Below are 12,599 nucleotides of genomic sequence, written 5' to 3'. Positions count from 1 at the left end.
GCGCCCTTGCACTTCCGCTCTTCACGCCGCCCGTACCATGGCTATTACAACCACGTCAGTTAAACAGGGACTGGAGCCATGCGAGCGGTCGTTCGGTGTGTTCTTGCGGTAAGTGCTGCGGCTGTGAGTGTGGTTGCCGCGCCGACCGACATACGCCTGGCCGCGCTCACCCAGCCGTACGGATCCGCCGTCGCGTCGGTGCTGCCCACGCGCGGCGAGGTGGTGGGCGTGGCCCATCCGGTGGTGGTGAGGTTCGGCGCACCCGTCACCAACCGGCGCGCCGCCGAGCGCGCCGCCCGGGTCACGACGGAGCCCCCGATGACCGGCAAGTACGAATGGCTCGACAACGAGGTCGTGCAATGGGTGCCGGACCACTACTGGCCGGCGCACCGCACGGTGGCGCTCGCAGTGGGCGGCCTGGCAACGGAATTTGCCACGGGTCCGGCGGTCGTCGGGGTCGCCAACATCCCGGATCACACCTTCACGGTCACCATCGACGGGGTCGAGTCGGGCCCGCCGCCCACGCTGCCCGCGCCGCATCACCGGCCCCACTGGGGGGAAGCGGGCGTGCTGCCGGCCTCGATGGGCAGGCCCGAGTACCCGACGCCGGTCGGCTCGTACACCGTGCTGTCCAAGGAACGCACGGTGATCATGGACTCGAGCAGCGTCGGCATCCCCGTCGACGATCCCGACGGATACCGGATCCCGGTCGACTACGCCGTCCGCATCACCGGCCACGGCCTCTTCGTCCATTCGGCTCCGTGGGCCGTCAACGCGATGGGCCTGGAGAATGTCAGCCACGGCTGCATCAGCCTGAGCCCCGAGGACGCGGAGTGGTACTTCAACACGGTCCACGTCGGTGACCCGGTGATCGTGCAGGACTCGCCGCAGCCACAACCGCAGCCACAGCCACAGCCACGGCCGCAGCCGCCGCTGCTGTGGGAGGCCCCGCCCAGCTGAGCTGCGAAAAACCCGCCGGGCTTGGCCCGGCGGGTTTTTCGCGTAAGTGCAAGGGATCCGCGTCAGTGCGCGGGACCGGGTGCGGTCGGCTGACCGGGCGTCGGGCCGCCGGCCGGCGCGGGACCGGTCGGGGCGCCCTTGCCGGTCCCGGACATGTCGATGATCGGGGCGGCCGGCGCCGCAACATCCAGCGGACCCCCAGCGAGCGCGATCAGCGGAGCGCCGACCGGCACCACCGGGACTGGGGCGCCGATTGGGATCGGGGCGCCCACCGGGATCGGCGCGCCCACCGGGACCGGCGCACCCACCGGCACCGGCGCGCCGACGGGAACCGGCGCGCCCACCGGAACCGGTGCACCCACGGGCACCGGCGGCCCCAGCGCGATCAGCGGGGCACCGGCGGGCACCACCGGGACCGGTCCGGGCGCCACTATCGGGACACCGGACATGTCGGTAAGCGGAGCGCTGGACGTGCACACGGTGGCGGCCGGTGCGGGTCCGCCGGGTGCCGGTGAACCGCCGCCCGGCCCGCTCACCGGTGTGCCGCCCGCTTCCGGTGCACCGGCCAGCGGCGCGCCTGCGGCCAAGGGTCCGGCAGCGCCCGCCGGCCCGCCGGCTGCCGGCGCGCCGGCCTCGCCGGACTGCCCCTGGATGCACGCGTAGCCGCCCGCCTTCAGCGGGATGGCTGCCGCATCCGGGCTCAACGCTATGGCGGCCCCGCACAGCCCAGCGATGGCACCAACTGTGATGTTGAACCGATCAAAGCCCCTCATCAACGTCGACTCCTTAAGCATTCGCAATCAGATGCGGCAGCAGAACCGCATAGCTGTCCCGCAGCCGTGTCGAATGTATGACTCGCTTTTGCTATTGGACACGCGACGATTCGGGGGCTTATCGAACCGATACAAACCAGACACGCTCCGGTTACCGCAGGCGTTTGCCCCCGCAGCAAGCAGTGGTGCCCGTCACTGATCTAGGCTGACGGCGAACGCTTAATCAGCGGCACGAAGACCTCAGAAAGACTAGGGAGAAGACAAGTGACGGTCCGGGTAGGTATCAACGGCTTCGGCCGAATCGGCCGCAACTTCTATCGGGCCCTGCTGGCCCAGCAAGAGCAGGGCACCGCGGACATCGAGGTGGTGGCGGTCAACGATCTGACCGACAACGCCAGCCTCGCGCACCTGCTGAAATTCGACTCGATCCTGGGCCGGCTGCCCTACGACGTCAGCCTCGAGGGCGACGACACCATCGTGGTGGGCACCCACAAGATCAAGGCGCTGGAGGTCAAGGAGGGCCCGGCGGCGCTGCCCTGGAGGGACCTGGGCGTCGACGTCGTGGTTGAGTCCACCGGCATCTTCACCAACGCGGCCAAGGCCAAGGGGCACCTGGACGCCGGGGCTAAGAAGGTGATCATCTCCGCGCCGGCCACCGACCCCGACATCACGATCGTGTTGGGGGTCAACGATGACAAGTACGACGGTAGCCAGAACATCATCTCCAATGCCTCGTGCACGACGAACTGCCTGGCCCCGGTGACCAAGGTGCTCCAGGACGAGTTCGGCATCGTCAAGGGGTTGATGACCACCGTCCACGCCTACACCCAGGACCAGAACCTGCAGGACGGGCCGCACAAGGACCTGCGCCGGGCGCGGGCGGCGGCGCTGAACATCGTGCCGACCTCGACCGGGGCGGCCAAGGCGATCGGCCTGGTGATGCCCGAGCTCAAGGGCAAGCTGGACGGGTATGCGCTGCGGGTGCCGATCCCGACCGGCTCGGTGACCGACCTGACGGTCGAGTTGGCCAAGGCCGCCAGCGCCGAGGACATCAACGCCGCGTTCAAGGCCGCCGCCGAGGGCCGGCTGAAGGGCATCCTGAAGTACTACGACGCCCCGATCGTGTCGAGCGACATCGTCACCGACCCGCACAGCTCGATCTTCGACTCCGGGCTGACCAAGGTCATCGACAACCAGGCCAAGGTGGTGTCCTGGTACGACAACGAGTGGGGCTACTCCAACCGGCTCATCGACCTCGTCGCACTGGTCGGCAAGTCGCTGTAAACCGTGAGCACTCCGACTCTCGAAGACCTTCTGGCCGCGGGGGTTTCGGGGCGTGGCGTGCTGGTGCGCTCCGACCTGAACGTCCCCCTGGACGACGGCACCATCACCGACGCCGGCCGTATCACCGCGTCGGTGCCGACGTTGAAGGCGCTGCTCGACGCCGGCGCCAAGGTCGTCGTCACCGCGCACCTGGGCCGTCCCAAGAACGGGCCCGACCCGAAGCTGTCGCTGGCGCCGGTCGCCGCCGCGCTCGGCGACCAGCTCGGCCGGCACGTGCAGCTGGCCGGCGATGTCGTCGGCGCCGATGCGCTGGCCCGCGCCGAGGGCCTGACCGACGGCGACATCCTGCTGCTGGAGAACATCCGCTTCGACCCGCGCGAGACCAGTAAGGACGACGGCGAGCGGCTGGCGCTGGCCCGGCAGCTGGCCGAATTGGTCGGGCCGACCGGCGCTTTCGTCTCCGACGGCTTCGGTGTGGTGCACCGCAAGCAGGCCTCGGTCTACGACGTCGCCACCCTGCTACCGCACTACGCCGGCACGCTGGTGGCCGCCGAGATCCGGGTCCTGGAGCAGCTCACCAGCTCGACCACCCGGCCGTACGCGGTGGTGCTGGGCGGCTCGAAGGTGTCCGACAAGCTCGGCGTGATCGAGTCGCTGGCGACCAAGGCCGACAGCATCGTGATCGGTGGCGGCATGTGCTTCACTTTCCTTGCCGCGCATGGTGTTTCGGTCGGCACATCGCTGCTCGAGGCCGACATGGTCGACACCTGTCGCCGGCTGTGTGAGACCTACGCCGACGTGCTTCACCTGCCGGTGGACATCGTGGTGGCGGAGAAGTTCGCCGCCGATTCGCCGGCGGAAACGGTGGCCGCGGACCGCATTCCGCAGGACAAGATGGGCCTGGACATCGGGCCGGAGTCGGTCAGGCGGTTCGCCACGCTGCTGTCCAACGCCGAGACCGTCTTCTGGAACGGCCCGATGGGGGTGTTCGAATTCCCGGCATTCGCCGCCGGAACCAAGGGCGTGGCCGAGGCCATCGTGGCTGCGACCGGCAAGGGCGCCTTCAGCGTGGTCGGCGGCGGGGACTCCGCGGCCGCGGTGCGCGCGCTCGGCATCCCCGAGGGTGATTTCTCGCACATATCGACCGGCGGCGGCGCGTCGCTGGAATACCTGGAGGGCAAGACGCTGCCGGGCATCGAGGTGCTTGGTCGCCCCCAGCCCGCGGGAGGGGACTCGTGAGCCGCAAGCCACTGATCGCCGGCAACTGGAAGATGAACCTCAATCACTTCGAGGCGATCGCGCTGGTGCAAAAGATCGCGTTCGCGTTGCCGGACAAGTACTACGACAAGGTCGACGTCACGGTGCTCCCGCCGTTCACCGATCTGCGCAGCGTGCAGACCCTGGTGGACGGCGACAAGCTGCGACTGACCTACGGCGCCCAGGACCTGTCCCCGCACGACTCGGGCGCCTACACCGGCGACATCAGCGGCGCGTTCCTGGCCAAGCTGGGCTGCCAGTTCGTCGTCGTCGGCCACTCCGAGCGACGCACCTACCACAGCGAGGACGACGCGCTGGTGGCCGCCAAGGCCGCCGCCGCGCTCAAGCACGAGCTCACCCCGATCGTGTGTATCGGCGAGCATCTCGAGACCCGGGAGGCGGGCGAGCACGTCAGTTACTGCGAAAACCAGCTGCGCGGCTCGCTGGCCGGGCTGTCGGCCGAGCAGATCGCCAACGTGGTGATCGCCTACGAGCCGGTCTGGGCGATCGGCACCGGCCGGGTGGCCAGCTCCGCCGACGCCCAGGAGGTGTGCGCGGCGATCCGGAAAGAGTTGGCGTCCCTCGCCTCGTCAAAGGTCGCCGAGGGCGTCAGGGTGCTCTACGGCGGTTCGATGAACGCCAAGAACGTCGGCGAGCTGGTCGCTCAGGAGGACGTCGACGGCGGGCTGGTCGGCGGCGCGTCGCTGGACGGTGAGCAGTTCGCCACGCTGGCGGCCATCGCCGCCGGCGGGCCCCTGCCGTGACATCAGCGCGCCGCCGGTAAGCTGCACATCATGCAATTGGCCCTGCAGATCACCCTGGTCGTCACCAGCATCCTGGTGGTGCTGCTGGTGCTGCTGCACCGCGCCAAGGGTGGCGGCCTGTCGACGCTGTTCGGCGGCGGCGTGCAGTCGAGCCTGTCCGGCTCGACGGTCGTGGAGAAAAACCTCGACCGGCTGACGGTGTTCATCGTCGGCATCTGGCTGGTCTGCATCATCGGCATGGCGCTGTCGATCAAGTACCGCTAGGCCTCCCGGGCCGCGCGAGTTGCGCTCGACGCGGCGCGGTCGATGCCGCTGCGGACGTCGCCGACCCGGTATTCGATGCGTGACAGGTCGCGGCGCTCGGATGAACGCAGTTGCCAGGGCACGCTGGTGACCATGACGTTTGGCTCGAACAGCAACCGCCCCTTGAGCCGCCAAGAGCTCTGGTTGTGCAACAGGTTCTCCCACCAACGGCCGACGACGTATTCCGGGATGTACACGTTGATGACGTCGCGAGGTCCGCCGTTTCGCAGCCGCTTGATGTAGTCGAGCACGGGCCGGGTGATCTCACGGTAGGGCGACTCGACGACCTTGAGGGGAACGTTGACGCTGAGGTTCTGCCAATCCTCGACGAGCGCCGTGGTGTCGACGTCGTCAACCTTGACGGTCAACGCGGTCAAGGTGTCCGGATTGGTGGCCCGCGCGAACATGACCGCGCGCAACGTCGGCTTGTGCCAGTTCGAGACCAGCACGACCGCGTGCACCCGGCTGGGCCGGACTTGTTCGTCTTCGTCTTCTACGCGCAGCTCGGAGCCCACGGCCGCGTAGTGCCGTCTTATGCCCTGCATCACGAGGCACAGCACCGGGATCGCGATCACTACCAGGTACGCGCCGTGCGTGAATTTGGTCACCATCACCACAACCAGGACGACGCCGGTGAAACAGGCGCCGAATGCATTGATGGCCCGCGCGCGGTGGACCCTGAGCCGCCCGGCACGGCTGTCGGCGTCGCGTAGCACCCGATTCCAGTGCCACACCATGCCCGTCTGACACAGCGTGAAAGAGGTGAACACGCCCAGGATGTAGAGCTGGATGAGCCGAGTCGTGGAGCCGTCGAACGCATAGATCAGCGCGCCGGCAATCGCGGCGAGCAGAATGATGCCGTTGGAGAACGCCAGCCGGTCACCGCGGGTATGCAGTTGCCGCGGCATATAACGATCTTGGGCGAGAATCGAGCCGAGCAACGGAAACCCGTTGTAGGCGGTATTGGCGGCCAGGATCAGGATCAGCGCCGTCGCGGCCTGCAGGTAATAGAACATCACACTGTTGTCGCCGAACACCGCGGCCGAGATTTGAGCGATGACGGTGCGCTGCGGGTCCCGCTGACAATCGCCGGGAAAGCCGATGAGATCACAGGTGTTTTCCACGACACGGGTGTGCGCGATCAAGGCCAGCGCGGTCACGCCGACGAACATCGTGATCGCCAGGGCGCCCATCATGGACATCGTCCGTGCGGCGTTGAGCGCCTTTGGCTTTCGGAACGCCGGCACTCCATTGGAGATCGCTTCCACGCCCGTGAGCGCGGTGCAGCCGGATGAAAACGCGCGCAACGCCAGCAACGCGATCGCCAGGGTGTTGAGTCCCGACAGCTCGGCGTGAATGCCGTAGTGAGCGCTCTCGGCCTGCGGCGCGTCGCCGAGAAGCGTGCGAACCAAACCGATGACGATCATCAGGATCACGCCGGCGATGAAGGCGTACGTCGGCACGGCGAAGGCCCGCCCGGACTCACGCACACCGCGAAGATTCATCGCGGTCAATACCAAGATGAAGCCGATATTCACCGCCACCCGGTACGGATTCAGTTCGGGCACAGCCGAAATGATGTTGTCGACCCCGGCCGCGACGGACACCGCCACCGTCATGACATAGTCCACCAGGAGCGCGGCCGCCACCACCAGTCCCGCTCGCGGTCCCAGATTCTTGGAGGCAACCTCGTACGAGCCGCCACCGCTCGGATAGGCCTGCACCACCTGCCGGTAGGACAACACCACCACGCCCAGCAGCAGCACCACCGCGGCGGCAATCCACGGCGTCAGGTACAGGTAGCTCAGCGCGCCGAGGGTCAAGATCAACAGGATCTCTTGTGTTGCGTAGGCCACCGAGGACAACGGGTCGCTCGCGAAGATCGCCAACGCGATCCGCTTGGGCAACAGCGTGTGGTGCAGTCGATCGCTGCGGAACGGCCGGCCCACGATCAAGCGTTTGACCAGCGAAGTCGGTGACGACACGCTAGGAGCGTAATGTCCGATCCGCGCCAGCGACCGGCCCGAGCCGTAGAGATTCCGTAAAAGTTCGGCGCCCAAGCGTAAGGCTTCCATCAGCACCAGAGACAAGGCCCGGGTGACCGATTGAAGGTTCCAAGCTGGGCCGGCGCTGCAAAGCTGGTCGGAAAGTGACGACCCATGCTCGTTTCCGCTTCGGTGGACCGCGACGGCGACCGCACCACAGCTTGAAGACGATGTTCGGGACTGACGGGCGTGCGTTCCATCGGCCGCTGGCGATCAGCGTGGCAGGGCTCATGCTTGCCGGAGTCGGGCTGGCCGTCATCGCGCTGGTCCTCGCCGTCACGCACCGTGAGATGGGTCAACTACTGGCCTATATCCCGGTCGCAATCGCCTTGACGGGCGTCGCGGTGATGGTGCTGCGTGACACGCGTTGGGTGATCCGGGTCGTCATCGTCGTGCTCGCCGGGCAGCTCGCTGCGATCGCGGGAACCGCATGGGAGCTCAGCCACGGTATCGATGCCCGCAAAGCCAGCCAGTTGCGCCGGCTCGGGTTCGATCCAACGGCGGGCGTGGTCATCAACCTGATCTATTCCAGCCTCGGGTTTGCGCTGTTCTGCTGGTTCGCCACACGCTGGCTCGCAGAGCGCGGACGCCGACACATGTCCGCACGTGCCGCGATAATCGCGGTGGCCGATGGCAGCAGCGTGCGAGCGTTCGATGAAGGGCACGGGCCGGCCGTGCTCATCCTGCACGGCGGCATCGATGACGGCAGTTCGTGGCGACGGGTCGCAGGCCGGCTCGCGCCGCGGTTCCGAGTGCTGAGGCTGCACCGACGACAGTACCGACCCGACCTGAAGACCGAATCGGCCTGCACGATGGCCGAGGAGGTCCAGCATGTGACCGCGTTGGTGCGCGCGATTGGCCAGCCGATGGTGATCATCGGTCACTCGTCAGGGGCGGTCGTGGCGTTGGAGGCGTTGGTCGCGACCCCGACGGCGTTCGCTGGCGCAGTGCTCTACGAGCCGCCGTGTGTGATCGGACCACCGCTCGGCGGTGAGGCGCTGGCGCAAGCGCAAGCCGCAATCGCCGCCGGCAAGCCGGGGACTGCGCTGGCGATCTTCCTACGCGACATCGTTTGCGCGCCAGCCTGGACGGCACGACTCAGCAAGCTGGTGGTGGCGGTCTCGCCGCGGATCCGCCAAATGGTTCGCCACCAGATCGATGACTGCGCGGCGATCGATCAGCTGGGTAACCGGCTCGACACGTACGCGAAGATCACCGTTCCGACCGTGCTGCTGGGCGGCGATCGCAGCGCCACGCATCTTGGCGAACGGCTCGATGCATTAGAACGAGCGCTACCGAACACCGAACGCATCGTTCTGCACGGGCAGGGCCACGCGGCGAACGCGCTCGCCCCGGGTAGAGTTGCCGACGTAATCGCCGGATTTGCTGACCGAGTGCTGCGCCCGTAACAAGGTCGTGAAAGCCGTTCAGCGGAACCATGACTGATTCAACAGGCAACGCTGCCGCTCAAAGAGCTTGATCCACAGGTCTTGACAATTGCGCTCATCCCGTTACTGTGTCGCCGCGATCTCGCGGTGGTGGCCGATGACCCTCACGGCTCGACGGGCGGGCCGGGCGATCCGCGTCGATACTAGGACGCATGGCTGAGGCTCCCGACACCGCGCTGGAACCGATCGGTGCCGTCCAACGCACCCGCGTCGGTCGCGAGGCGACCGAGCCGATGCGCGCCGACATCCGGCTGCTCGGCACCATCCTCGGCGACACCGTGCGCGAGCAGAACGGTGACGAGGTCTTCGAGCTCGTGGAACGCGCGCGGGTGGAGTCCTTCCGGGTGCGGCGCTCCGAAATCGACCGGGCCGACATGGCGCGGATGTTCGACGGCATCGACATCCACCAGGCCATCCCGATCATCCGGGCGTTCAGCCACTTCGCGCTGCTGGCCAACGTCGCCGAAGACATCCACCGCGAACGGCGCCGCGACGTCCACGTCGCTGCCGGCGAGCCACCGCAGGACAGCAGCCTGGCCGCGACGTACGCGAAACTCGATCTGGCAGAGCTCGATTCGGCCACGGTGACCAACGCCCTGCGGGGCGCCCTGGTGTCCCCGGTGATCACCGCCCATCCCACCGAAACCCGCCGGCGCACCGTGTTCGTCACCCAGCACCGCATCACCGAGTTGATGCGGCTGCGCGCGGCCGGGCACACCGAGACCGACCACGGCCGCAACATCGAGCTCGAGCTGCGCCGCCAGGTCCTCACGCTGTGGCAGACCGCGCTGATCCGGCTGTCCCGGCTGCAGATCACCGACGAGATCGAGGTGGGCCTGCGGTACTACCCGGCCGCGCTGTTCAAAGTGATCCCGCAGGTCAACGCCGAGGTCCGGGAGGCGCTGCGCGCCCGCTGGCCCGACGCCGACCTGCTTTCGGCTCCCATTCTGCAGCCCGGGTCCTGGATCGGGGGTGACCGAGACGGCAACCCGAACGTGACCGCCGACGTCGTCCGGCGGGCCACCGGCAGCGCCGCGTTCACCGCCCTGGCGCACTACCTGGCCGAGCTGACCGAGCTCGAGCAGGAGCTGTCGATGTCGGCGCGGCTGATCACCGTCACCCCCGAATTGACCGCGCTGGCCGACGGCGGCGAAGAGAGCGCCCGCGCCGACGAGCCCTATCGGCGGGCGCTGCGGGTGATCCGGGCCCGGCTCACCGCGACGGGCGCCGAGATCCTGGACCGCCGACCCCAGCACGAACTCGACCTGGGCCTGCCGCCGTACTCCGTCCCGGCGGAACTGCGGGCCGACCTGGACGTGATCGACGCGTCGCTGCGCACGCACGGCGCCGAGCTGCTGGCCGACGACCGGCTGGCCCGGCTGCGAGAAAGCGTGCACACCTTCGGCTTTCACCTGTCCGGCCTGGACATGCGGCAGAACTCCGACGTGCACGAGGAGGTGGTCGCCGAGCTGCTGGCCTGGGCCGGGGTGCACCCGGACTACGGCTCGCTGGCCGAAGACGAGCGGGTCGCGCTGCTGGCGGGGGAGCTCGCCACCCGCCGCCCGTTGGTCGGCGACCGCGCGCAACTGTCCGACCTGGCCCGCGGCGAGCTCGCCGTCGTCGCGGCCGGCGCCCGTGCGGTCGAACTCTACGGCCCGGCGGCGGTGCCCAACTACATCATCTCGATGTGCCAGTCGGTGTCGGACGTGCTGGAGGCCGCGATCCTGTTGAAGGAGGCCGGGCTGCTGGACGCGTCCGGGCCGGAACCCTATTGCCCCCTGGGCATTTCGCCGCTGTTCGAGACGATCGACGACCTGCACAACGGCGCGTCGATCCTGCAGGCGATGCTGGACCTGCCCATCTACCGGGCGCTGGTGGACGCCCGCGGCGGATGCCAGGAGGTGATGCTGGGCTACTCCGACTCCAACAAGGACGGCGGGTACCTGGCCGCCAATTGGGCGGTGTACCGGGCCGAGCTCACCCTCGTCGAGGTGGCCCGCAAGACGGGAATCCGGTTGCGGCTCTTCCACGGTCGCGGCGGCACCGTCGGCCGCGGCGGCGGCCCCAGCTACCAGGCGATCCTGGCGCAACCGCCGGGCGCGGTGAACGGCTCGCTGCGCCTCACCGAGCAGGGCGAGGTGATCGCCGCCAAATACGCCGAACCCGAACTGGCCCGGCGCAACCTGGAGAGCTTGGTGGCCGCCACCGTCGAGTCGACGCTGCTCGACGTGGAGGGGCTGGGCGACGCCGCGGAACCGGCCTACGCGGTGCTCGACGAGGTCGCCGCGCTGGCGCACCGCGCCTACGCCGAATTGGTGCACGAGACACCGGGTTTCGTCGAGTACTTCAAGGCGTCCACACCGGTCAGCGAGATCGGGTCGCTGAACATCGGCAGCCGCCCGACCTCGCGCAAGCCCACCGAATCCATCTCCGATCTGCGCGCCATCCCGTGGGTGCTGGCCTGGAGCCAGTCGCGGGTGATGCTGCCGGGCTGGTATGGCACCGGCACTGCGTTCGAGCAGTGGATCGCGGCGGGCCCCCAAAGTGAAACCGAGCGGGTGGCGATCCTGCACGAGCTGTACGAGCGGTGGCCGTTCTTCGCCAGCGTGCTTTCGAACATGGCGCAGGTGTTGTCCAAGAGCGACCTGGGCCTGGCGGCGCACTACGCCGAGCTGGTGGCCGACGAGGCGTTGCGGCACAGGGTGTTCGACAAGATCGTCGACGAGCACAAGCGCACCATCGCCATGCACAAGCTGATCACCGGTCAGGACGACCTGCTCGCCGACAACCCGGCGCTGGCCCGCTCGGTGTTCAACCGCTTCCCGTACCTCGAGCCGCTCAACCACCTGCAGGTGGAGTTGCTTCGCCGCTACCGTTCGGGCGACGACGACGAGTTGGTGCAGCGCGGCATCCTGCTGACGATGAACGGATTGGCGAGCGCGTTACGCAACAGCGGCTGACGGGCATTCAGATGCCATGGACTCGGCGCAAGTGGCCCAAAACGGCGTCTTCGAACGGCTCGCCCGCGCGGGCTACGTGGTCAACGGGCTGTTGCACCTGATCGTCGGCTACCTCGCGTTCCGTGTCGCTTTCGGCGACGGTGGTACCGCCGATCAGACCGGCGCGCTGGCGACGTTGGCGGCCAAACCGGGGGGCCCGCTCGCCCTGTGGATCGCCGCGGCCGCGCTGTTGGCGATGGGCCTCTGGCGGCTCGTCGAGACGGCCCTCGGGCGGTCGTACGACCGGAAGAAGGACACGTCGTCGAGCGGGTGCGATCGGGCGAAGGCCTTTGGCCTGGCGGCGGTCTACATGGCGTTCGCCTACTCGGCCTTCGGGTTCGCCCGAGGCTCCGGACGCCCGGCCGACCAACAGAATTCGACCATCAGCGCTCGCCTGATGCAGACCACCGTCGGCACGGTCACGCTGATCGCGTGCGGCGCGATCATTGTCGTCATCGGCGGCTATCACGTGTACAAGGGCGCCAGCCGCAACTTCGTCGGCGACCTCAGAGGCAAGTCGGGGGCCCTGGTGCGACGGCTCGGAATGGCGGGCTACATCGGAAAGGGCGTGATCATCGCCGCCACGGGTGGGCTGGTAATTGTCGCCGCGTGCCGCTCGGAACCGAAGAAGGCCACCGGACTCGACGGGGCACTGAAGACCCTCGGCGCCCAGCCCTACGGGGCGGCTTTATTGATCGCGGCCGGCGCGGGGATCATCACCTATGGCCTGTACAGCTTCGTGATGGCCCGATCCACCAAAATGTAG

The 12,599-nt window shown here is 68.1% G+C and carries 10 protein-coding genes; 8 read left to right on the top strand and 2 right to left on the bottom strand.

The window, feature by feature from the left end; all coding sequences use genetic code 11:
* The first annotated feature begins 78 nt into the window (after positions 1–78).
* Complete coding sequence (locus tag AC5Y5E_RS06425) at positions 79–960, top strand: L,D-transpeptidase (protein ID WP_499902150.1); 882 nt, start codon at positions 79–81, stop codon at positions 958–960.
* Between the two features lie 62 nt (positions 961–1,022).
* On the opposite strand, the gene AC5Y5E_RS06420 is transcribed toward AC5Y5E_RS06425, so the two are convergent.
* A complete protein-coding gene (locus tag AC5Y5E_RS06420) occupies positions 1,023–1,733 on the bottom strand; it encodes a beta-xylosidase (protein ID WP_499902149.1) in 711 nt (236 codons plus the stop codon).
* A 264-nt stretch (positions 1,734–1,997) separates the two neighbouring features.
* Here AC5Y5E_RS06420 and gap point away from each other — a divergent pair, with 264 nt between their 5' ends.
* From gap to secG, 4 genes are read left to right on the top strand one after another with little or no spacing between them, the layout of a single operon-like run.
* Positions 1,998–3,017, top strand: a complete 1,020-nt coding sequence (gap, locus tag AC5Y5E_RS06415; protein WP_499902148.1) for a type I glyceraldehyde-3-phosphate dehydrogenase — start codon at positions 1,998–2,000, stop codon at positions 3,015–3,017.
* Positions 3,018–3,020: 3 nt separating this feature from the next.
* Positions 3,021–4,256, top strand: coding sequence for a phosphoglycerate kinase (locus AC5Y5E_RS06410; protein WP_499902147.1), 1,236 nt, complete (start codon positions 3,021–3,023; stop codon positions 4,254–4,256).
* On the top strand, positions 4,253–5,038 hold the full coding sequence (gene tpiA / locus AC5Y5E_RS06405) for a triose-phosphate isomerase (protein WP_499902146.1): 786 nt from the start codon (positions 4,253–4,255) through the stop codon (positions 5,036–5,038). The genes AC5Y5E_RS06410 and tpiA overlap by 4 nt, the downstream gene beginning before the upstream one ends.
* 30 nt (positions 5,039–5,068) lie before the next feature.
* The gene (gene secG, locus AC5Y5E_RS06400; RefSeq protein WP_499902145.1) at positions 5,069–5,302 is read left to right on the top strand and encodes a preprotein translocase subunit SecG; all 234 of its coding nucleotides are present in this window, start codon (positions 5,069–5,071) and stop codon (positions 5,300–5,302) included.
* On the opposite strand, the gene AC5Y5E_RS06395 is transcribed toward secG, so the two are convergent.
* On the bottom strand, positions 5,299–7,326 hold the full coding sequence (locus AC5Y5E_RS06395; protein ID WP_499902144.1) for an APC family permease: 2,028 nt from the start codon (positions 7,324–7,326) through the stop codon (positions 5,299–5,301). The two genes, secG and AC5Y5E_RS06395, sit on opposite strands and share 4 nt — an antisense overlap.
* A 230-nt stretch (positions 7,327–7,556) precedes the next feature.
* On the opposite strand from AC5Y5E_RS06395, the gene AC5Y5E_RS06390 reads away from it, so the two are divergent.
* The 3 genes from AC5Y5E_RS06390 (at position 7,557) to AC5Y5E_RS06380 (ending at position 12,599) form a co-directional block, all read left to right on the top strand.
* Positions 7,557–8,795 carry an alpha/beta fold hydrolase gene (locus AC5Y5E_RS06390; RefSeq protein WP_499902619.1) on the top strand — a complete coding sequence of 413 codons (1,239 nt, stop codon included), beginning with the start codon at positions 7,557–7,559 and terminating at the stop codon, positions 8,793–8,795.
* Between the two features lie 191 nt (positions 8,796–8,986).
* Positions 8,987–11,794 (top strand): phosphoenolpyruvate carboxylase, encoded by a 2,808-nt coding sequence (gene ppc / locus AC5Y5E_RS06385; RefSeq protein WP_499902143.1) that lies wholly within the window; start codon positions 8,987–8,989, stop codon positions 11,792–11,794.
* A gap of 16 nt (positions 11,795–11,810) precedes the next feature.
* Complete coding sequence (locus tag AC5Y5E_RS06380) at positions 11,811–12,599, top strand: DUF1206 domain-containing protein (protein WP_499902142.1); 789 nt, start codon at positions 11,811–11,813, stop codon at positions 12,597–12,599.

The sequence above is a fragment of the Mycobacterium sp. NGS54 genome, assembly GCF_059812465.1.
The sequence above is the reverse complement of the archived record's forward strand: the minus strand, read 5'-3'. Positions and strand labels throughout refer to the sequence as shown.

Bases quoted from the DNA above. Each gene is read 5' to 3' on its own strand.
- AC5Y5E_RS06425 (WP_499902150.1), top strand. From the start codon at position 79: ATGCGAGCGGTCGTTCGGTGTGTTCTTGCGGTAAGTGCTGCGGCTGTG.
- AC5Y5E_RS06420 (WP_499902149.1), bottom strand. From the start codon at position 1,733: ATGAGGGGCTTTGATCGGTTCAACATCACAGTTGGTGCCATCGCTGGG.
- secG (WP_499902145.1), top strand. From the start codon at position 5,069: ATGCAATTGGCCCTGCAGATCACCCTGGTCGTCACCAGCATCCTGGTG.
- AC5Y5E_RS06390 (WP_499902619.1), top strand. From the start codon at position 7,557: ATGTTCGGGACTGACGGGCGTGCGTTCCATCGGCCGCTGGCGATCAGC.
- ppc (WP_499902143.1), top strand. From the start codon at position 8,987: ATGGCTGAGGCTCCCGACACCGCGCTGGAACCGATCGGTGCCGTCCAA.
- AC5Y5E_RS06380 (WP_499902142.1), top strand. From the start codon at position 11,811: ATGGACTCGGCGCAAGTGGCCCAAAACGGCGTCTTCGAACGGCTCGCC.